At 70.2% G+C, this 19,953-nt stretch carries 17 protein-coding genes; 4 read left to right on the top strand and 13 right to left on the bottom strand.

Annotated elements, in window-relative coordinates; translation table 11 throughout:
* The first annotated feature begins 261 nt into the window (after positions 1-261).
* On the top strand, positions 262-2,373 hold the full coding sequence (locus BUE42_RS21220) for a TonB-dependent siderophore receptor (RefSeq protein ID WP_073467289.1): 2,112 nt from the start codon (positions 262-264) through the stop codon (positions 2,371-2,373).
* Here BUE42_RS21220 and BUE42_RS21215 read toward each other — a convergent pair.
* The 6 genes from BUE42_RS21215 to BUE42_RS21190 all read right to left on the bottom strand — a co-directional run bounded on the left by BUE42_RS21215 (position 2,361) and on the right by BUE42_RS21190 (position 10,311).
* Positions 2,361-4,676 (bottom strand): putative bifunctional diguanylate cyclase/phosphodiesterase, encoded by a 2,316-nt coding sequence (locus BUE42_RS21215; protein ID WP_073467288.1) that lies wholly within the window; start codon positions 4,674-4,676, stop codon positions 2,361-2,363. The two genes, BUE42_RS21220 and BUE42_RS21215, sit on opposite strands and share 13 nt — an antisense overlap.
* Complete coding sequence (locus tag BUE42_RS21210; protein ID WP_073467287.1) at positions 4,673-6,352, bottom strand: GMC family oxidoreductase; 1,680 nt, start codon at positions 6,350-6,352, stop codon at positions 4,673-4,675. The genes BUE42_RS21215 and BUE42_RS21210 overlap by 4 nt, the downstream gene beginning before the upstream one ends.
* Positions 6,353-6,365: 13 nt before the next feature.
* The gene (locus BUE42_RS21205; protein WP_073467286.1) at positions 6,366-7,325 is read right to left on the bottom strand and encodes a quinone oxidoreductase family protein; all 960 of its coding nucleotides are present in this window, start codon (positions 7,323-7,325) and stop codon (positions 6,366-6,368) included.
* A 72-nt stretch (positions 7,326-7,397) separates the two neighbouring features.
* A complete protein-coding gene (creD, locus tag BUE42_RS21200) occupies positions 7,398-8,789 on the bottom strand; it encodes a cell envelope integrity protein CreD (RefSeq protein ID WP_073467285.1) in 1,392 nt (463 codons plus the stop codon).
* A gap of 87 nt (positions 8,790-8,876) precedes the next feature.
* Positions 8,877-9,515 carry a MarC family protein gene (locus BUE42_RS21195; RefSeq protein ID WP_056802809.1) on the bottom strand — a complete coding sequence of 213 codons (639 nt, stop codon included), beginning with the start codon at positions 9,513-9,515 and terminating at the stop codon, positions 8,877-8,879.
* 28 nt (positions 9,516-9,543) lie between these two features.
* A complete protein-coding gene (locus BUE42_RS21190) occupies positions 9,544-10,311 on the bottom strand; it encodes a helical backbone metal receptor (protein WP_073467284.1) in 768 nt (255 codons plus the stop codon).
* Between the two features lie 197 nt (positions 10,312-10,508).
* Here BUE42_RS21190 and BUE42_RS21185 point away from each other — a divergent pair, with 197 nt between their 5' ends.
* Positions 10,509-11,009, top strand: coding sequence for an RNA recognition motif domain-containing protein (locus BUE42_RS21185; RefSeq protein WP_073467283.1), 501 nt, complete (start codon positions 10,509-10,511; stop codon positions 11,007-11,009).
* Positions 11,010-11,085: 76 nt separating this feature from the next.
* On the opposite strand, the gene BUE42_RS21180 is transcribed toward BUE42_RS21185, so the two are convergent.
* The 5 genes from BUE42_RS21180 to BUE42_RS21160 form a co-directional block, all read right to left on the bottom strand.
* Positions 11,086-11,928: a DUF4349 domain-containing protein gene (locus BUE42_RS21180; RefSeq protein ID WP_159445473.1), complete on the bottom strand. Its 843-nt coding sequence runs from the start codon at positions 11,926-11,928 to the stop codon at positions 11,086-11,088.
* A gap of 126 nt (positions 11,929-12,054) precedes the next feature.
* Positions 12,055-12,834: an SDR family oxidoreductase gene (locus tag BUE42_RS21175; RefSeq protein ID WP_073467281.1), complete on the bottom strand. Its 780-nt coding sequence runs from the start codon at positions 12,832-12,834 to the stop codon at positions 12,055-12,057.
* Positions 12,831-13,520 (bottom strand): LPS export ABC transporter periplasmic protein LptC, encoded by a 690-nt coding sequence (lptC, locus tag BUE42_RS21170; protein ID WP_083614361.1) that lies wholly within the window; start codon positions 13,518-13,520, stop codon positions 12,831-12,833. Before lptC ends, BUE42_RS21175 begins: the two co-directional genes overlap by 4 nt.
* Complete coding sequence (locus tag BUE42_RS21165; RefSeq protein WP_073467280.1) at positions 13,507-14,085, bottom strand: KdsC family phosphatase; 579 nt, start codon at positions 14,083-14,085, stop codon at positions 13,507-13,509. The genes lptC and BUE42_RS21165 overlap by 14 nt, the downstream gene beginning before the upstream one ends.
* Positions 14,085-15,080 (bottom strand): KpsF/GutQ family sugar-phosphate isomerase, encoded by a 996-nt coding sequence (locus tag BUE42_RS21160; protein ID WP_073467345.1) that lies wholly within the window; start codon positions 15,078-15,080, stop codon positions 14,085-14,087. Before BUE42_RS21160 ends, BUE42_RS21165 begins: the two co-directional genes overlap by 1 nt.
* A gap of 70 nt (positions 15,081-15,150) precedes the next feature.
* Between BUE42_RS21160 and BUE42_RS21155 the strand changes: the two genes are divergently transcribed.
* Entirely contained in the window at positions 15,151-17,148 is a 1,998-nt protein-coding gene (locus tag BUE42_RS21155; RefSeq protein WP_073467279.1) for a monovalent cation:proton antiporter family protein, read from the top strand.
* A 45-nt stretch (positions 17,149-17,193) separates the two neighbouring features.
* Here BUE42_RS21155 and BUE42_RS21150 read toward each other — a convergent pair whose 3' ends face one another.
* Entirely contained in the window at positions 17,194-18,645 is a 1,452-nt protein-coding gene (locus BUE42_RS21150) for an alpha/beta hydrolase family protein (protein ID WP_073467278.1), read from the bottom strand.
* A gap of 226 nt (positions 18,646-18,871) precedes the next feature.
* Between BUE42_RS21150 and BUE42_RS21145 the strand changes: the two genes are divergently transcribed.
* Positions 18,872-19,432, top strand: coding sequence for an adenine phosphoribosyltransferase (locus BUE42_RS21145; RefSeq protein ID WP_073467277.1), 561 nt, complete (start codon positions 18,872-18,874; stop codon positions 19,430-19,432).
* A 27-nt stretch (positions 19,433-19,459) separates the two neighbouring features.
* Here the strand turns inward: BUE42_RS21145 and BUE42_RS21140 are convergent, their stop codons facing one another.
* Positions 19,460-19,927, bottom strand: coding sequence for a cyclic nucleotide-binding domain-containing protein (locus BUE42_RS21140; RefSeq protein ID WP_073467276.1), 468 nt, complete (start codon positions 19,925-19,927; stop codon positions 19,460-19,462).
* Between the last annotated feature and the right edge of the window lie 26 nt (positions 19,928-19,953).

Here is a 19,953-nt window from a genome sequence, read left to right as displayed (position 1 = left end):
CCCGACATCCCTCGGATTTTCAGAGCGACTTGTTGAGAACGATTCCTATTCGCCCGTAAACTCGGCGCATGGGAGCCACGGCCCACCGCCTCTAGCCGCACGCCGGCGATCGTCCCGCCTCGAGCCTGGGACGGATCTCGCCGGCCGAACCCACCCGCCATCCAACGCAGAACGCGTCCGCCATCGGACCGCGTGGTCGACCCCTGCCTGGAAAGAGCCGGCGGCGAAACGCAATTCGATCTCAACGTTGGAGAAGTAGCAGTGAAGCAACCATTCCTGATGACGGCCTGCGCGTTCGCGGCCTGCGTGGCCCTGGGCGATGCCCGTGCGCAAGAAGCCAAACCGCAAGAAGCCACCCTCGACAAGGTCTCCGTGACCGGCAAGCGCGCCCACCGCGTCTCGAAGGGCGCCACCGGCCTGCCGATGGACGTGAAGGAAACGCCGCAGACCATCAGCACCATCGACCAGGGCGAGATGGCCGATTTCGGCCTGACCGGCAGCAATGAAGCGCTGGGCCTGGCCACCGGCATCAACGTCGAGCAGTACGAAACCAACCGCGCGACCTTCAATGCGCGCGGCTTCGAGATCCAGCTGACGCAGGTCGACGGCCTGGGCATGACCAATTCGTGGGGCACGGTCGTCGGCCGCGAGGACACCTTCCTGTTCGAGCGCATCGAGCTGATCCGCGGCGCCAACGGGCTGCTGACCGGTGTCGGCAACGCATCGGGCACGATCAACTACATCCGCAAGCGCCCGAAGAACGAGGACGGCGGCGAGGCCAACGTGTCGTTCGGCTCCTACGGCCTGAAGCGCGTCGCGCTGGACTACAACAAGGTGCTGGCCGAAGACGGCTCCTGGGCCGGCCGCTTCGTCGTCGCCCATGAGGACAAGGACTCCTGGATCCGCGACCTGCACAACGAGCGCACGTCCCTCTACGGCGTGGTCGACGGCCAGATCGGCACCGACGGCGTGCTGACGCTGGGCGTCACCGCCGTCGACGCCAAGCAGGACTCGCCGATGTGGGGCTCGCTGACACTGCTGCGCTCCGACGGCACGCAGGCCGACTTCGACGTCGGTTCGTCCACCTCGCAGAACTGGACCTACTGGAACAACAAGTCGTACAACGCCTTCGTCGAGTACGCCCACCACCTGACGCCCGACTGGGAAGCCAAGGCGACCTACAACTACCGCCACGGCAACGAATCGACGCGCCTGCTGTATGCCTACTCGCTCAGTGGCGTGCTGAACCCGGACAACACCGGCCTGGTCGGTCTGCCCTATCGCAGCGAGGGCAGCTCGGACAACCACGTGCTGGACATCAACCTCAACGGCGAGTTCTCGGCCTTCGGACGCAAGCACAGCCTGCTGGTCGGCCTGAGCCAGTCGCGGGAGAAAACCGCCGTCGACAGCCACGAGCCGCTGACCCACGCTGCCGACCCGCTGCCGGCCTTCCCGTATGGCGGCGACGTGTATGCCGAGCCGGCCTGGGGCCCGCGCCTGCCCAGCACGCGCGGCGAGCAGAAGCTGACCCGCCTGTACGCGGCCTCGCACATCGCACTCACCGATTCGCTGAAAGGCGTCTTCGGCGTGAATGCCGTCCGCCTCGCACGCGAGGGTGCCTCGATCTACGGCAGCACCGCCACCAACACCGACTACCCCGTCACGAAGGAAACGAGCCCCTACGTCGGCCTGACCTATGACTTCACGCCCGATGTGCTCGGCTACGTGTCGTACTCGGACATCTTCCAGAACCAGGACCAGACCGACATCAACGGCAAGTACCTCGACCCGATGAAGGGCGTCAACACCGAGGTCGGCGTGAAGGCCGAGTGGCTGGACAAGGCGCTGCTGACGACCTTCGCGGTGTTCAGCGCGAAGCAGGACGGCCTGGCGACCTATGCCGGCACCATCACCGACGAGAACAGCCCGCTCAACGGACAGGACTGGTTCGAAGGCAAGGACGTGAAGTCCAAGGGCTTCGAGTTCGAAGCCACCGGCCGCATCGCGAAGGACACCCGGCTGACCTTCGGCTACACCCGCCTGATCCTGACCGGCCCGGACGGCAACGACATCTACGAATGGGTGCCTCGCAACACCGTCAACTTCCGCGCCGACACCCGCGTGCCGATGCTGCCGGCGCTGCGCGTGGGCGCGGGCGGCCGCTGGCAGTCGGAGGTCAGCAAGATCGGCAGCGCGAAGCAGGAGGCCTATCTGGTGGCCAACGCGTTCGCCGCGTATGAACTGACCCCGGCCGCCACCGTGCGCTTGAACGTCAACAACGTGTTCGACAAGAAGTACGTCACCGGGCTGGCTTACGGAGCGATCTACGGCGCGCCGCGCACGGTCGCGGTGTCGCTCGACTACAAGCTCTGACTGGGTGCCTGAGGTGGCGTGATGGCGACAGGTCCCGGATTGGCATCCGGGCTGCGCATTTCGCCCAGCCAGCGCGCGGCGTCGGCGGGGGACAGCGGGCGGGCGTACAGGTAGCCTTGCAGCACGTCGCAGCCGGCCGCGGTGGCGGCCCGCGCGTGCTCACGCGTCTCGACACCTTCGGCCACCACGTCCAGGCGCAGCGCTGACGCCAGGTCGCAGATCGCCTTGACGACTGCCGTCGCATCGGGTGCCGGCATCGGGTCGATCAGGCTGCGGTCGATCTTCACGGTGCGCAGCGGCAGGCTGCGCAGCATGTTCAGCGACGAGAAGCCGGTGCCGAAGTCGTCCAGCGCGACCTCGATGCCGTGCGCCCGCATCTGCCGGATCTGCTCGCGGGCCTGCTCCATGTAGGTCACCGCCGCGCTCTCGGTGATCTCGAGCGTCAGCAAGGCCGGCGGCACGTCGAAGTGCCGCAGCGTGCGCAGCACCAGCTCCGGGAAGCCCGGGTCGAGCAGCTGCAGCGGCGACACGTTCACCGCCACCGGCACCATCTTGCCGAACGCCCCGCGCCACTCCGAGATCTGCTGGCAGGCCTGCGTCAGGATCAGGTTGCCCAGCGGGCCGATCAGCCCGGTGCGCTCGGCCGCCGGGATGAACTCCATCGGGCTGATGCGCCCGAGCCCCGGCCGGTCCCAGCGCACCAGCGCCTCGAAGCCGACCAGCATCTTGTTCTGCGCATCGACCTTGGGCTGGTAGACCAGGCAGAACTCGTCGTTCTTCATGCCGGCACGCAGCGCCTGCTCGGCATCGAGCGACGCCCCCGAGCCGCGCTCGAAGCGCTCCTCGGCGAACTGCACCGAGGTGCCGGGCGTGCGCTTGGCCTCGTGCATCGCGGCATTGGCCGCGCGCAGCAGCGCCTCCGGCTCGCGCGCGGTGGCGGGGTAGGTCGCCATGCCCATCGAGACATCGAGGAAGAACTCATGCTGCGGCAGCGCGAGCGGCTGCATCAACATCTGGCGCACCGCCTGCGCGACGCTGTGCGCGGTGCGGTCGCTCTCGCTGCCGGGCGCGAGCAGCGCGAACTCGTCCTCGCCGAGGCGCATCACCTCGGCGCGTCCCGCCAGGGCCTTCTGCAACGCCGCCGACAGCGAGCGCAGCACCGCGTCGCCGATCGACGGGCCGTGCGCCTCGTTGAAGAGCTTGAAGCGGTCGACGTCCATCAGCACCAGCGCGAACGGTGTCGGCAGCTCGGCCGCGCACAGGTCGCGCAGCCGCTGCAGCAGCGCGACGCGGTTCGGCAGCCCGGTCAGCTCGTCGTGCGTCGCCTGGTACAGCATCGCCTGCGCGGCGTCGTGCTGCGCGGTCTCGTCGCTGACCACCACCTGCTCGGCCGGGCGACCGTCCCAGTCGATGCGCCAGGCGCTGAAGCGCAGCTGGATCGGCGTGCCGTCGAAGCGGTAGCGCATCCCCTGCCAGCTGGCCTGCGTCAACTCGCCGGCGATGATCTTGCGGTGGCGGTCGCGCGCCTGCTCGCGTTCCTCGGGCGGCATCGTGGCCTCGCGCCACAGCGTCAGCACCTCGGTCAGCGAGCCCAGCCCGTAGATCTTCAGCAGCGCCGGGTTGGCATACAGCAGGTCCTCGCCGCGCACCACCGCGACACCCTGGTGCGAATGCTCGGTGAGCTGCAGGAAGCGGTCGCGCAGCCGCCCCGATTCCTCGTGCGAGCGGCGCACCGCGGCATGCAGCAACGCCAAGCCGAGCGTCAGCCGCAGCATCGCCGCCACCGTGGCCTGCACCGTGATGCCGGCCGCGCCCCAGAACACGAAGGTGAACTGGTTGATGCCGAGCAGCATCAGCAGCAGCCCGGCGAGGCGCTCCGAGCCGCCCTGCCGCCACAGCCAGACGGTCGCAACCACGCCGGCCGCGACATGCAGGCTCGCGCTGACCGCCTGTGCCGCCTGCACGTTCAGCGGCACCAGCAGCGCGGCGACCAGCAGCAGCACCGCGCCGAGCGCGAAGCCCTGCACGCGCGTCGGCGTGCGGCCGGCCAGGCGGGCGCTGCCCAGCAGCAGCAGCGTCAGGTACAGCGCCGACACGCCGACGATCACGACCGTGCCCAGCGCGGCGACGGCGCCGTGGTTCTGCGCCTGCATCAGGTAGGCGGCGGGGATCATCGCCTGGCTCGCGAAGGCCCAGCCGAGGTCGCGCGAGAACATCTGCGCGCGGTCGCTGCGCCAAGCGAGCAGCAGCGCCCAGCCGACGATCAGGTTCACGCAGGCGTTGATGGCGAGGGCGAGCGTCACGTGCCGGTCGCTTCCGAGCGGATCCAGTGGGCGGCGCGCTCGGCGAGCATCAGCGTCGGCGCATTCGTGTTGCCGCTGGTGATGGTGGGCATCACGCTGGCATCGACCACGCGCAGCCGCTTGACGCCGTGCACGCGCAGTTGCGCATCGACGACCGCGTCCGGGTCGCTGGCCGGCCCCATCTTCGCGGTGCCCACCGGGTGGAAGATGGTGGTGCCGATGTCGCCGGCCAGCCGCGCGAGCTCGTCGTCGCTCTGGAACTGCACGCCGGGCCGGACCTCCTTCGGGTGGTAGGGCGCGAGCGCCGGCTGCGCGACGATGTGGCGCGTGACGCGCAGCGAGCCGGCCGCGATGCGGCGGTCTTCGTCGGTGCTGAGGTAGTTGGCGCGGATCGACGGCGCGGTGGCGGCGTCGGCGCTGCGGATGTCGATGCGCCCGCGGCTGGTCGGGTTCAGGTTGCAGACGCTGGCGGTGAACGCGTTGAAGCGGTGCAGCGGCTGGCCGAACGCGTCGAGCGACAGCGGCTGCACGTGGTACTGCAGGTTGGCGTGCGGCTGCGACGGGTCGCTGCGCGTGAACGCGCCGAGCTGCGACGGCGCCATGCTCATCGGGCCGCTGCGGCGCAGCAGGTACTCGGCACCGATCATCGCCTTGCCCCACAGCGAGTTCGCCATCGCGTTCAGCGTGCGCACGCCGTCGACCTCGTAGACGGCGCGGATCTGCAGGTGGTCCTGCAGGTTGCCGCCGACGCCGGGGGCATCGCGCATCACCATCACGCCATGCTGCTGCAGCAGCGCGCGCGGGCCGATGCCGGACAGCTGCAACAGCTGCGGCGTGCCGACCGCGCCGGTGCACAGGATGACCTCGCGCGCCGCGCGGGCGCGCACGCGCTCGCCGCCGCCTTGCGGGATCACCTCGACGCCGTTCGCCTCCGGCACGCCATCCCACGAGCCGTCGCTCGGCCCGGGTTCGATCAGCAGCCGGGCGATCTGCGCGCCGGTCCACACCTGCAGGTTCGGCCGGCGCAGCGCCGGCCGCAGGAAGGCCTTGGCGGCATTCCAGCGGATGCCGCTGCGCTGGTTGACGTCGAAGTAGCCGACGCCCTCGTTGTCGCCGCGGTTGAAATCGTTGCTGTGCGGGATACCGGCCTGCTGCGCCGCCTGCGCGAATGCGTCGAGGATCTCCCAGCGCAGCCGCTGCTTCTCGACGCGCCATTCGCCGCCGGCGCGCTGGCCGCTGCGGTCGAAGCCGGGCGCGGCATGGAACTCGTCGGCGCCCTTGTGGAAGTCTTCGTGCTGCTTGAAGAACGGCAGGCATTCGCGCCAGCTCCAGCCGGGGTTGCCGAGCGCGCCCCACTGGTCGTAGTCGCGTGCCTGGCCGCGCATGTAGATCATGCCGTTGATGCTGGAGCTGCCGCCCAGCACCTTGCCGCGCGGGTAGCGCAGCGAGCGGCCGTTCAGGCCCGGGTCTTCATCGGTCTGGAACAGCCAGTCGGTGCGCGGGTTGCCGATGCAGTACAGGTAGCCGACCGGGATGTGGATCCACAGGTAGTCGTCGTTGCCGCCGGCCTCGATCAGCAGCACGCTCTTGGTCGGGTCGGCACTCAGCCGGTTGGCCAGCAGGCAGCCCGCGGTGCCGGCGCCGCAGACGATGTAGTCGTAGGTGATCTCGCGCATCGTGACGGCCCGCTCAGGGAATCAGCAGGACCTTGCCGGTCGAGGCACGGCTCTCGAGGCGGGCATGCGCCTGGGCGCCGTCGGCCAGCGCGAAGCGCGAGTCGACCGGCACGCGCAGCCGGCCGCTGCGCACCCAGCCGAACAGCTCGCCGGCGCGGCTGCGGCGCTCGTCGGCGCTGGTCAGCACGTTCCACAGGTCGCCGCCGGTGAGCGACTTCGAGGTGTCCATCAGCATGCGCGGGTCGACCGGTGGCGGCTCGCCGCCGGCCATGCCGTAGAAGACGACGTGGCCGCCGGTGCGCGTCGCGGCAAAGCTCTGGGCCAGCGTGGACCCGACCGAGTCGTAGACCACGTCGACGCCGCCCGGCGCGAAGGCCTGCGCGGCGGCGACCCAGTCCTGCGAATACAGCTCGACCGCATCGGCACCGGCCTCGCGCGCCTGCGCGGCCTTGGCCTCGCTGGACGTGAGCCCGATCACGCGCGCGCCGAGCGCCTTGCACAGTTGCACCAGCAACCCGCCGACGCCGCCGGCCGCGGCATGCACCAGCACCCGCTCGCCAGGCTTCAGCGCATGGCTGTCGCGCACCAGGTACTGCGCGGTGAGGCCCTGCAGCAGCACGGCGGCCGCGGTGTCGAAGCCGATGTCGTCGGGCAGAGGGATCAGCTTCGCGAGATCGACCGCCACCAGCTCGGCGTTGGCGAACGGCATGTCGGCGAAGCCGACGCGGTCGCCGGCCGCAAAGCCGCTGCCGGCCGGCGCACCGACGATCTCGCCGGCGCCTTCATAGCCGGCGATGTACGGCGGCGAGCCGGCCAGGTGGTAGGTGCCCTTGCGCCGATAGACGTCGGCGAAGTTCAGGCCGATGGCGCGCGTGCGCACCAGGGCCTGGGCCGGCCCCGGCGTCGGGTCGGGATGCGGGCGATAGCGCAATACATCCGGCGCACCGAAGCTGTCGAAGCTGAGCACATTCATGGTGCGGCATGGTACGACTGCCTGGGTGGCGCGGACGCCGCGCCGACCGCGCTCCGCTGCCAAGTTGTTGCGCTAAGGCGCTTCCACTTGTTGCAAGTTTGTGTCGGCCAGGCCGTGCCAGTCGAGCCGCCGGGTCGCCACCATCACGCCCGCGAGCACGCAGAACAGCAGCACCGCGCCGGTGAGCAGCGAGCTTTGCTCCATCTGCAGCAGCACGTACAACGCGCCGTACAGGCCGGCGATGCCGGCACCGAACAGCGCGCCGGCGCCCCAGCCGCCCAGCATGTGGCGGCCATAGAAGGTGAGCAGCCCGGCACAGGCGCTGGCCGCGATGGCGTACGACAGCGCGAAGGCGACGTGCTCGGAAAGCGCCAGCAACAGCAGGAAGAAGATGCTGATCGCGCAGCCCACGAGCAGGTACTGCACCGGGTGCACGCGGCGGCGCAGCAGCAGCTCGACCATCGCGACCGCGACGAAGGTGAGGCCGATGAAGAGCAGGCCGTACTTGATCGCGCGGTCGCTCAGCGAGTAAGGGTTCACCGGGTCGATGAAGGACACGTCGAAGGACTCCGACGGCCGCTTCTCGCGGCTGTCATCGACGACCGCGGCCGCCGAAGCGGTCAGCGGCACCAGCGCCGCCGCGGTGTCCTCGCTCGACAGGCCGGTCGCGATGCCAGTGGCGAGTGCGGAGACGTCCCAGGTGGCGTCGAAGCCGTTCTTGCGCACGTCGCGCCGTGTCGGCAGGAATCGCCCGCCGAACGACGGATGCGGCCAGTTCGACGACAGCTGCACATGGTTCTCGCGCGCCAGCGGCACCCAGCCCAGCGCGCTGGTGCCGGCCAGGTCGAGCGACAGCTTCACGACCGGCGGCACGTCGGCGCGCAACCAGCCTTCGGGCAAGCGCGCCTGGAAGCCTTGCGGGTTCTTCTCGTCGCCAGTGCCCGGCTGCACGGCCAGCAGGTCGCTGCCGACACGCAGGTCGGCGCGCCGGATGCCGCGCGGATCGGCCACCTCGACCTGCAGCGTCGGCGTGTCGCACTGCAGCCGCGCATTCGCGTGCCGCAGCGGCGGGCGCACCGGCGCCCAGGTGGCTTCCATCTCGGCATGCAGGCCGTAGGTGTTGACCTTGAAGAGGCCGCGGTAGCGCGGCTCCATCGTCGCGGTCGCGACGACGTCGAGCTTGGCCGGCACGCTGGTGACGATGAACTCGCGCTTCTCGGTGCCGCTGCGGGCGGCGGGGCCGCTGCCGTACTGCACGTCCCAGGCTTCGGTGCAGCGCATGCGCAGCAGCGGGCCGGCCAGCGTCTGGCGGCCGGCCTGGCTCTGCTCGACGTTCAGTTCGGCCTCGGCGAGGCGCCGCTGGCGTTCATCGACCAGGTCGCCGATGCGGGCCAGGGCCACGGACAACAGGATGGCGATCGCGCCGATGGCGGCGGCCTTGACGAGCAGCGGTGGGGGCTTCATGCGGGCTCCAGGAGTTGAAGCCGCGGACTGTGGCCAGCCCGGGTGAAGCCGCCATGAAGCGTGGGTGAAGCCGGTCGATGAAGCCGTTCAGTGGATGCTGCTCGCGAGGATCGGGAACAGCTTCACCAGCCCGTCCGACATCACCTCGACCGCGAGCGCCGCGAGGATCAGCCCCATCAGCCGCGTCATCACGTTGATGCCGGTCTTGCCGAGCACCCGCGCAATGCGGCCCGATGCACTGAAGGCCAGCCACACGGCGATTCCGATCACCACGCCGTAGCCGACCAGCACCGCGATCTCCCACCAATGCCGCGTCTTGTCGGCGTAGATCACCATCGTCGAGATGGTGGCCGGGCCGGTCAGCAGCGGGATGGTCAGCGGCACCACAGCGATGCTGTCGCCGGCATCGACCTTTGTGTTGCCTTCGGTCACGTCCTCCTGCCGCGTCTCGGCGGGCTGGGCGTTCAGCATCTGCAACGCCGAGATCAGCAGCAGCGTGCCGCCGCCGACCTGGAACGACGCCAGCGAGATGCCGAAGAACTCGATGATCTTCAGCCCCGCGATCGCGCTGACCGCGATCACGATGAAGGCGCTGAACGCGGCGACGCGGATCGTGCGCTGGCGCTGTTCGCGGGTGAAACCCCCGGTGAAGTGGATGAAGAACGGGATCACGCCGATCGGGTTCACGATGGCGAGCAGGGCGATCAGCGGCTTGTAGATGTCCATGCGGCATTCTGAGGGCGCGGGCGCGCCTTCAGCTGCGCGCCAGTTCGCGCAGGTAGCGCAGCCCCGGCAGCGCGCGCGGCCCGTACCAGCTCAGCAGCTCGCCGTCGACCCGCTGCACGCGCGCCCGCGGGCACAGCGCCCGGGCCCGCACGGCGTGCGCGTCGCCGAACGCGAACGGCTCGGAGCTCAGCAGCACGCGCTCCACCTGCGCAAGCCAGGGCTCGTCGCCACGCAGCGCCGGGTAGCGCGCCGCACCGTGCGGGCCGCCATCGACCGCCGGCTCGGTGTGCCAGCCGATGCGCGCCAGCATGCGCGACAGGTAAGTGTTGCGTGCGACCGTCATCCACGGGTCATGCCAGATCAGATAGAGCACGCGCTGCGACTGACATGGGTCATCACGGGTTTCCCCTAGTTCGTGCTGCAAGGCCTCGCGCAGCGAGCGCGCCCGCTCGCGCACGCCGGGCTCGTCGTCGAACACGGCCGCCACCTGGTCGACCAGCGCGAGGTTGTCCTCGGGACCACACGGGTGCGTGACGATGACCTGCGCACCCATCTCGTGCAGCGCCGGCACGATGTCGTGCCGGTTCTCATCCACGTTGACGAGGACATGGGTGGGCGCGAGGCGCCGCAGCTTGTCGAGGTTCACCGCCTTGGTGCCTCCGACCTTGGGCACGCCGCGCACGACGGCGGCCGGATGGACGCAGTAGCCGGTGCGCGCAACGAGGCACGGACCGAGGCCGAGTTCGACGACGAGCTCGGTCAGGCTGGGCACGAGACTGGCAATGCGGGGGCTCATCGGACCTTTCTTGCGGCGTACAGACAACACTTTTCGTTTCCCTCGCCTTGCAAGGGGTTTCCACAATTTGCACCGCTTCGCGCAATTACTCGATAATCAAAATTCTGTGTCTGGAAGCAGCGCCTTCACTTGAATGGTTCAGGATGGGTACACGCTCCACATGGTTCTCGTGACTTCAGGAAAGAAAGGCGCTCTCCATGGGCAATAAACTCTACGTCGGCAACCTCGCCTACAGCGTTCGCGACGACGATCTCCAACAAGCATTCGCACAATTCGGTACCGTCTCGTCCGCCAAGGTCATGATGGACCGCGATACCGGCCGCTCCAAGGGCTTCGGCTTCGTGGAGATGGGCTCGGATGCCGAAGCTCAATCCGCCATCAACGGCATGAACGGCCAGGCCCTCGACGGCCGTGCGCTGGTCGTCAATGAGGCCCGTCCGCGCGAAGAGCGTCCGGGCGGCTTCGGTGGCGGCGGTGGCCGTTCCGGCGGTGGTGGCGGCTTCGGCGGCGGTGGTGGCGGCGGCTACGGCGGCGGCGGTGGTGGCGGCAGCCGCTCCGGCGGTGGCGGCGGCTACGGCGGTGGTGGCGGTGGCCGCTCCGGCGGTGGCGGCGGCTACGGCGGTGGTGGCGGCGGCCGCTCCGGCGGTGGCGGCGGCTACGGTGGTGGCGGCGGCAGCGGTGGCCGCGGCGGCTACTGATCCGTCCTCCCGACCGATCAAGCTCTGACAGAAAGCGGTGAGTGCGAAAGCGCTCACCGCTTTTTTCATGCCCCGGTCAGCCGCGCCGGCGGGCTCGGCGACGCCAGGCCGCGCGCACGCCCCAGCCGGCCAGCCCCAGCACGACGATCCACGGCAACAGCCCGACCGCCGCGGTGATCAGCACCCCAACGCTCACCGCCACGACATGGCCGGCGCTGCGCAGCGCATCGGTGACCGGCTCCCACATGCCGGTCTCGATGACCGACGGCTGCGCCCGGAAGCTGATCGACATGTGCACCTTGTCGGTCTCGTTGGCCAGCACCTTGCGCTGCGCGGCCAGGCTGTCGAGCTCGCTCTGCACCTGGACCAGCTCGCGCTCGACCTCGATCAGGTCCTTCAGCTTTGCGCCGGGCGTCGACATCAGCACGCGCAGGTGGTCGCGGAACGCGGTCTGGTTCTTCAGGCGCGCCTCGGTGTCGAGCACGGTGTCGGTCTTGTCCTCGGCGGTGCGCGCGTTCAGCCCGGTGCGACCGAGGCTGCCCAGGTGCGCCAGGAAGGCCTGGAGCCGCTCGGGCGGCACGCGGGCTTCGAGCGTCGCGGTGGCGGGGTGGCGCTCGTCGTTGCGCTCGAGCGCGGCGTTCAGCACCTCGCAGCCGGCGGCGGCGCAAGCGTCGGTGGCGTCGCGCCACGCGGCCTCGACGCCATCGGCCGCGGTGAAGATCTGCAGCGTGTGGCGCACCGCGACGTAGCGGCGGGTTTCAGACGACGCGCTGTCGGCCGCGGTCCGCTCGGCCTGCGCCTGCTCGGGGGCGGCGCGCCGCTTCGCGAACGCGGCCGCGGGCGCCGCGGCACGGACCGCCAGCGCGGCGCTCTCGGGCTCCATCGGCGCCCCGCGCCCGCAGGCGGCCAGGGTGCTCACGACGAGGGACAGGGTCAACACGGGCACAAAACGGCGCATCGGGCGTCTCACACAGAGTTCAGGTGAAGACTGATACGCGCGAGCCCGCCGAACGGGGTGAACCCGCCGCGACGATTCATGCCGCCGTCACTCGCCCTGGCGTTTCTTGCGCGGCCGCCCGGCCAGCGCCAGGTCGTAGAGCCAGTTCGGCAGCGCGCGCAGCAGCTTCGCGACGACCCCCATCTGCCACGGGATCACGCGGTAGGTCACGCCGGCCTCGATCGCGCGGAAGGCCCGGTCGGCGAACACCTCGGGCTGCATCAGGAATGGCATGCCGTAGCGGTTCTCGCGCGTCAGCGGCGTGTCGATGTAGCCCGGGCCGAGCGTGACGACCTTGACGCCGTCGGGCCGCAGCTCGCCGCGCAGGCTCTCGCAGTAGGCGATCACCGCCGCCTTGCTGGAGCAGTAGGCGCCATGGCCCGGCAGCCCGCGGATGCCGGCCACGCTCGCGATGCCGACCAGCGCACCGCTGCGCCGGGCCCGCATCGCGGTGATGAACGGCTGGAAGGTGGCCGCCATCCCGAGGTTGTTGGTCTCGTAGGTGGCGCGCATCACCGCCAGGTCGTCGAACACCGCGGTGTCGATGCCGACGCTGATGCCGGCGTTCGCGATCACCACGTCGGGCACCCCCTGCGCGTCGATGCAGGCGCGCCCGGCCGCGGTGATCGCGTCGATGTCGCGCACGTCGGCGGCGTAGACCGCGAAACGCGACGCGTCGAGGCGCTGCGCATCGGCCCACTTGCGGACCTCGTCGGTGCGGCGCGCAACCAGCGCCAGCCGGTAGCCGGCCTGGTGGAAGCGCAGCGCGAGCGCCTGGCCGATGCCGCTGGACGCGCCGGTGATGTAGACGAGGCGGTCGCCGCTCATTTGGATTCCCGCGGGCTGAAGACGGCCCGCATGCGTCCGCCGAACTTGATCACCCGGTCGAGGTGGCTGTATTCCATGCTGTCGGCCCGCAGCTCGGTGCCGCCCTGGGTCACGGTGACCGGCAGGTGCGAACGAATGCTTTCGGTGTCGATGAAGGCATGCAGGAACTCGCTGCGGAAATCGATCGGCGGGCCGCCGTCGATGCCGTCGCGGATGATCTCGGCCTGGCCGACCAGCTGCACCTCGGTGGCGTCGCCGTTCGCGATGGCCTGGCGCGCGGTGGCATGCAGCACGCGGCCGTCGGGGCCGACGGCACGCAGCCGCACGTTGTCGATCTCGACGGTGTCGGTGTCGGGGTAGTGGCGCAGCACGTCGCCTTCGATCTGCGCGCGCAGCTGGCCCTGCGGCGTGAAACGCTGCAGCGCGAAGTGGCGCATCTCGTAGTCGGGCACGTGGCGCAGCGGCGCGGCGATGCGCGGGTCGTCGGACAGCGGCGTGTTCTTGACCAGCCACCAGGTGCCCATCGCGAGCACGCCCATCAGCAGCAGCGGCAGGTAGGACGACAGCAATTCGACCAGCCGCCAGCGCAGCGGCTGCGGCGTGCGCCGGCCGCCCGGGCGTGCCGCGGCCGGCGCCAGCGTGCCGGGCCGGCTGCTGGCCGGGGTCGCCGTGTCAGCTTCCGCCATCGAGCGTGACGAGGTGTCCGCGCAGCAGCGCGGCATAGCGGCCGGTGGCCGACAGCAGCAGGTCGCAGAACTCGCGCCCGGCGCCATGGCCGCCGGCGGCCGTGGTCACGTGGTGCGCGATCGCGCGCACCTCGACGTGGCCGTTGGCCGGCGCGCAGGCCAGCGCGGCGCGCGCGAGCAGCGGCAGGTCGGGCCAGTCGTCGCCGATGGCGGCCACCGCGTCCCAGCCGATGCCGAGCGTGGACAGCAACTGCTGCGCGGCGGCGAGCTTGTCGTGCACGCCGTACACCGCATGCGCGATGCCGAGGTCGGCGACGCGGCGGCGCACCGCCGGCGAGTCGCGGCCGGTGATGACGATCGGCGCGATGCCGCCCTGCGCCAGCAGCTTCAGCCCGTGGCCATCGAGCGTGTTGAAGGCCTTGAACTCCTCGCCGCGCTCGCTGATGTAGATGCGGCCGTCGGTCAGCACGCCGTCGACGTCGAAGATCGCGGCGCGAATGTCTTGCGCCCGCAGCAGCAGCTCGGGCGCGAAGCCCAGCACCGGGGTGATGTCGTCGAGGGCCATCAGATCACTTTCGCGCGCATGAGGTCGTTGGTGTTGATGACGCCGACCAGCCGGTCGTCCGCATCGACCACCAGCAGCACGGTGATGCGGTGCAGCTCCATCAGGTCGGCCGCGTCGACCGCGAGCGCATCGCTGCGCACGCGCCGCGGGCTGCGGTGCATCACGTCGGCGGCGGTCAGCGCGCGCAGGTCGAGGCCTTGCTCGACGAGCCGGCGCAGGTCGCCGTCGGTGAAGATGCCGAGGATCTCGCCGCGTTCGCCGAGCACCGCGGTGGCGCCCAGGCCCTTGCGCGTCATCTCGCGCATGGTGTCGACGAAGGGCGTGGCCGGCGGCACCTGCGGCACCTCGTCGCCGCTGCGCATCACGTCGCGCACATGGGTCAGCAGCTTGCGCCCCAGGCTGCCGCCGGGGTGCGAGCGGGCGAAATCCTCTTCGCGGAAACCCCGCGCGTCGAGCAGCGCGACCGCCAGCGCGTCGCCGACCGCCATCTGCGCGATGGTGCTGGCGGTGGGCGCGAGGTTCAGCGTGCAGGCCTCCTGGTCGACGGCGCTGCTGATGGTGATGTCGGCATGGTTCGCCAGGCTGGAGTCGGGCCGGCCGGTCATCGCGACCAGCGTGACGCCCAGGCGCTTCAGCGCCGGCAGGATCGCGGCCAGCTCGTCGCTTTCGCCGGAGTTCGAGATCGCGAGCACCACGTCGCCGGGGGTGACCATGCCGAGGTCACCGTGGCTCGCCTCGGCCGGGTGCACGAACAGCGCCGGCGTGCCGGTGGAGGCCAGCGTGGCCGCGACCTTGCGGCCAACGTGCCCGCTCTTGCCCATGCCCATCACCACCACGCGGCCCTTGCAGTGCAGCATCGCCCGCACCGCCTCGACGAAGCTGTCGCCCTGGCGTGCCTGCAGCGCCAGCAGCGCGCGGGCCTCGATGTCGAAGGTCTCGCGCGCCAGCTTGAGCACGCGTTCGGCATCAAAAGAAACGGCGGGAGGGGCGGTCAGGGGCACGGAGAGCGGCTTCGGTCCGATAGGATCCGGCGATTGTAGGCACGCACGTTGCGTTGGCGATTCAATGGCATCCACTCTCGAACTCGTCCTGCTGTATCTCGTTGCCGCGGTCGCCGGGGTGGTGGCATGCCGTTCGTTGAAACTGCCGCCGATGCTCGGCTATTTGACGGTCGGCGTGCTGATCGGCCCGAATGCCCTGGGTCTGGCCAAGGATTCGGCCGGCATGACCTACCTGGCCGAGTTCGGCGTGGTGTTCCTGATGTTCGTGATCGGGCTCGAGTTCAACCTGCCGAAGCTGAACAGCATGCGCCGGCTGGTGTTCGGCCTCGGGCTCAGCCAGGTCGCGATGACGGTGCTGGCCGCGCTGGCCGGCAATGCGCTGCTCGGCTGGGGGCTGGCCCAGGTCGGCCGCAGCTGGGGGCTGTCATGGCAGAGCGCGTTCGCGCTCGGCGGGGCGCTCGCGATGAGCAGCACCGCAATCGTCGTCAAGCTGATGGCCGAGCGGCTCGAGCTGGAGAGCGAGCATGGCCGCCGCGTGATGGGCGTGCTGCTGTTCCAGGATCTGGCCGTGGTGCCGTTCCTGGTGCTGATCCCGGCGCTCGGTGCGTCGCCCGACGCGCTGGCGCCGGCACTCGCCTGGGCCGGGCTGAAGGCGGTGGCGCTGCTCACCGTGCTGCTGGTCGGCGGCCAGCGCGTGATGCGCTGGTGGCTCACGCTGGTGGCGCGGCGCAAGAGCGAGGAGCTGTTCATCCTGAACCTGCTGCTGGTCACGCTGGGCCTGGCCTGGCTGACCGAGCACGCCGGGCTGTCGCTGGCGCTCGGTGCCTTCGTGGCCGGCATGCTGATTGCCGAGACCGAGTACAAGCACCAGGTCGAGACCGACATCCGCCCGTTCCACGACGTGCTGCTCGGTCTCTTCTTCATCACGATCGGCATGAAGCTCGACGTCGAGATCGTGCTGCGGCAATGGCCGCTGGTGCTGGTGATGACGGTGCTGCCGGTGCTGTTCAAGTTTGCGCTGGTGACGCTGCTGGCGCGGCTGTCGGGCGCGGCGCCGGGCATCGCGCTGCGCACCGGGCTGTACCTCGCGCAGGCCGGCGAGTTCGGCTTCGTGCTGCTGACGCTGGCGACGCAGGAGCACCTGATCCCGGCCTCGCTGCAGAGCCCGGTGCTCGCGAGCATGGTGCTGAGCATGCTGGCCACGCCGTTCATCATCATGTACAGCAACCGCATCGTGATGCGGCTGAGTTCGAGCGACTGGCTGATGCAGTCGGTCGCGATGACGAGCATCGCCAAGCGCGCGATCAACACCGAGGCGCACGTGATCATCGCCGGCTACGGCCGCAGCGGCCAGAGCCTGGCGCGCATCCTCGACGGCGAGCACATCCCGTACATGGCGCTCGACCTCGACCCCGACCGCGTGCGCCAGGCCGCGGCCGCCGGGCAGAGCGTGGTGTTCGGCGACGCCGCGCGGCTGCAGAGCCTGATGGCGGCCGGGCTGGCGCGCGCCAGCGCGGTCGTCGTCAGCTACCACGACACGCCGTCGGCGATGAAGATCCTGCGCCTGGTGCAGGCGCATGCGCCGACGGTGCCGGTGATCGTGCGCACGCTGGACGACAGCGACATCGAGCGCTTGCAGGCGGCCGGCGCGACCGAGGTGGTGCCCGAGGCGATCGAGGGCTCGCTGATGCTCGCGAGCCATGCGCTGGCGCTCGTCGGCGTGCCGATGCGGCGCGTGATCCGCGTCGTGCAGGACCAGCGCGATGCGCGCTACGGCTTGTTGCGCGGCTACTTCCACGGCGCCGACGACGACACCGTCGACGAGCTGCAGCAGGCGCGGCTGCTCAGCGTGACGCTGCCGACGGCGGCGACCTGGGTCGGCCAGCCGCTGTCGGCGCTGGCGCTGCACGCGGTCGGCGCCACGGTGGTGTCGGTGCGCCGCGCCTCGGGTGCGGTGACGAAGCCGCACGAGACGCTGGTGATGGCCGGCGGTGACACGCTGGTGCTGTCGGGGCTGCCCGAGCCGCTCGCCCTCGCTGAGGGCAAGCTGCTCGGGCGCTGATTCAGTTCGCGCTGGCCTTCGACAAGCTCAGTCCGAACGGGTTTGTCAGGGCGCAGGGCAGGCCGGCATCAACGCGCGCGTCGCGATCGTCGTCGGGTTGTCGTCGGTGCCGCCGGTGTTGACGGTGTAGGTGCAGCCGTACGCCGGATCGGCCACCGTCGCCGGGGTGACCACGTCGTCGCCGGCCGGCTTCACGCCGGTCTCGGCCCACGCCACCATCGCGGCGAACGCGCCGACCTGCTCGGCCACCGTGAAATCGCAGTGGCTGGGTGCGCGCACCGCCCGCTGCACCAGCCAGCCGCCGTTGCCCTTGGCCTCGACCCGCGCGCGGTAGACCTGCTCCATGCGGAACGGCACGTACAGGTCGCCCAGCGTGTGCAGGCTGACGACCGGGATCTTGAACTCGCCGTTCACCTTCGGGATCCAGCGCAACCCGTCGCTGCGCAGGCGGTTGGCGTCGGGCGCGGCGACCGCCTTCGCGATCGACGCGTTGAACGAGGCCAGCACGGCATCGCTGGCCGTGAACTTGTAGCTGAAGCGCTGCGTGTCGATCACGCTCTTGTTCAGGATGCCGTTGATCGTGCCGTCGCCGCCGAAGGTGCCCCAGACGACGTTCTGCAGCCCGCTGTTCGCGAATCCCTGGTCGAAGATCGGCCGCGGGCCGCCCGTCAGGTTCATCACCACCTCCTTCAGCTTCGCGCCCTGCGCGGTCGGCGCGGTGAACGCGGTCTGGCTCGCGAACAGCGTGGTCCGCACGTCGGCGACGAGGGTGGCCCAGTCGGTGGTGGGGAAGGACGCCGCCGGCACGCCGGCCAGTTGCTGCGCCGCGAGCTGGTAGCCGGCGAAATAGTCGAACAGCTCGGTGTCGCCGACCACGCCGCACATCGGCACCGCGCCGTCGTACTTCTGCTTGTGCACCGCGGTGGCCGCGGCCTCGTCCTCGATCGCCGCGGCGGTGATGTGGCCGCCCATCGAAACGCCGATCAGGTAGGTGCGGGTCGGCGCGGTGAGCGTGCGTCCGTTCGCCGCGGCGATCTGCACGAAGGCCTGTGCGAGCGCGTTGGTGTCTTCGACGCCGGCGCGCACGTCGTAGTAGTTCTTGCTGTAGCTCGATGCGGCCCACGCGAAGCCCTGCTCGAGCAGGTAGCGGCGGATCGACGGGCTCGTCACGACCAGCCCATTGCCGGCGCCGGTGTAGCCGTGCGCATACATCACCAGTTTGCCGTTCCAGCCGGTCTTCGGCACCTCGATGCGGTAGCCGGCGCCGCCTTGCACGCCGGTCCAGCGGTCGGTGTCGACCGCCACGCCGGCGAGCGCGTCGAACGCGAGCGCCGCGGGATCGGCGGCGAAGGCGGTGCGGCCGTCCTGCGCACGCGTTTCCTCGGGGACCGGCGCGGGCGCCGGGGCGGGGCCGTCGTCTCCGCCTCCGCAGGCAGAGAACAGTAGGGTCGAGGCGGCGACGAACGCCGTCATCCTCAGCAGGTGTCGCTGATGCATGTGGGTCTCCTGGTGTGTGGTCTCGTGGGCTCGCGACAGCGTGTTCGCCGTGCGGCAGATCCAGACTAGTCGGCGTGCACCGTCGCGTCGCCCGGGCTTTCCCGTCGCGGGCTGTCGCGCGCGGGACAAGCCGTCCTGCACGGTGAAACACCGGCCGTTTGGGTCCACGAGCTTGGGTCCACAAGCTTGGGTTCACAATGGCGCCCCGTTCCCGACGGCAAATCCCATGACCGCAGACACCCTCCAGGAATCAGCGCGCGACACCATCAAGCGCAGCATCCGCACCGTGCCCGACTGGCCGGAGGCGGGCGTGCAGTTCCGCGACATCACGCCGCTGCTGGCCGATCCGCGCACCTTCCGCATCCTGATCGACGAGTTCGTGCACCGCTACTTCGACGTGCGGCCGACCGCGATCGCCGGGCTCGACGCGCGCGGCTTCATCATCGGATCGGTGCTGGCCTACGAACTCAACGTCGGCTTCATCCCGATCCGCAAGAAGGGCAAGCTGCCGTTCACGACGGTGCAGGAAACCTACGAGCTCGAGTACGGCTCGGCCACGGTCGAGATGCACACCGACGCGGTGAAGCCGGGCGACCGCATCGTGCTGGTCGACGACCTGATCGCCACTGGCGGCACGATGATGGCCGGCATGCGGCTGCTGCAGCGGCTGGGTGCGGTGGTGATCGAAGGCGCGGCGATCGTCGACCTGCCGGAGCTGCACGGCTCGCAGCGGCTGCGCGAAGCGGGGCTGCCGCTGTTCACGCTGGTCGATTTCAGCGGGCACTGAGCGGGGCACCGAGCCCCGCGGCCGAACTCAGGTGATCGGTGTCTGGCGCGTGATGTTGGCGCGCATCCGCAGCGCCATCACCGAGCCGGCGGCCCGCACCAGTTCGAGCGCGAGCGCCGGCGTGCGCTGGGCCAGCTCTTCGAGGCGCGGACCGCGCAGCGCCCAGACGATGCACGGCGTCATCGCCTCGACGTTGGCCATGCGCGGGCCATCGAGGAACAGCGCCGGTTCGCCGACCACGGAGCCGGCGCGCAGGATCGCGATGCGGTTGCTGCCAGGCGGGCCGCCGGTCACGAAGACCTGCAGCGAGCCCTGGCCGAGGAAGTACATGCTGCGGTCGGAGTCGCCCTGCTTGATCAGCAGGTCGCCGGCGCGGATGTCGTGGCGGGTGAGGTAGGGACCGATGACGCGCCACTGCTCGACCGACAAACGGGCGCGAAAGGCGTCTTCCGCATTCAACGTTTGAATCGCTTGGGCCAGGTCCTGCAGTTCCATCGTGTCCTCTGTGTGGTGTGACGCGA

This window comes from Rhizobacter sp. OV335, assembly GCF_900142965.1.
Lineage (GTDB): Bacteria > Pseudomonadota > Gammaproteobacteria > Burkholderiales > Burkholderiaceae_C > Rhizobacter.
This window is presented reverse-complemented; position numbering and strand designations above follow the sequence as displayed.

What these genes read in the sequence shown, in the direction of transcription:
- BUE42_RS21210 (WP_073467287.1), bottom strand. Translation starts at nt 6,352, where the DNA reads ATGCGCGAGATCACCTACGACTACATCGTCTGCGGCGCCGGCACCGCG.
- BUE42_RS21205 (WP_073467286.1), bottom strand. Translation starts at nt 7,325, where the DNA reads ATGAATGTGCTCAGCTTCGACAGCTTCGGTGCGCCGGATGTATTGCGC.
- creD (WP_073467285.1), bottom strand. Translation starts at nt 8,789, where the DNA reads ATGAAGCCCCCACCGCTGCTCGTCAAGGCCGCCGCCATCGGCGCGATC.
- BUE42_RS21195 (WP_056802809.1), bottom strand. Translation starts at nt 9,515, where the DNA reads ATGGACATCTACAAGCCGCTGATCGCCCTGCTCGCCATCGTGAACCCG.
- BUE42_RS21190 (WP_073467284.1), bottom strand. Translation starts at nt 10,311, where the DNA reads ATGAGCCCCCGCATTGCCAGTCTCGTGCCCAGCCTGACCGAGCTCGTC.
- BUE42_RS21185 (WP_073467283.1), top strand. Translation starts at nt 10,509, where the DNA reads ATGGGCAATAAACTCTACGTCGGCAACCTCGCCTACAGCGTTCGCGAC.
- BUE42_RS21175 (WP_073467281.1), bottom strand. Translation starts at nt 12,834, where the DNA reads ATGAGCGGCGACCGCCTCGTCTACATCACCGGCGCGTCCAGCGGCATC.
- lptC (WP_083614361.1), bottom strand. Translation starts at nt 13,520, where the DNA reads ATGGCGGAAGCTGACACGGCGACCCCGGCCAGCAGCCGGCCCGGCACG.
- BUE42_RS21165 (WP_073467280.1), bottom strand. Translation starts at nt 14,085, where the DNA reads ATGGCCCTCGACGACATCACCCCGGTGCTGGGCTTCGCGCCCGAGCTG.
- BUE42_RS21155 (WP_073467279.1), top strand. Translation starts at nt 15,151, where the DNA reads ATGGCATCCACTCTCGAACTCGTCCTGCTGTATCTCGTTGCCGCGGTC.
- BUE42_RS21150 (WP_073467278.1), bottom strand. Translation starts at nt 18,645, where the DNA reads ATGCATCAGCGACACCTGCTGAGGATGACGGCGTTCGTCGCCGCCTCG.
- BUE42_RS21145 (WP_073467277.1), top strand. Translation starts at nt 18,872, where the DNA reads ATGACCGCAGACACCCTCCAGGAATCAGCGCGCGACACCATCAAGCGC.
- BUE42_RS21140 (WP_073467276.1), bottom strand. Translation starts at nt 19,927, where the DNA reads ATGGAACTGCAGGACCTGGCCCAAGCGATTCAAACGTTGAATGCGGAA.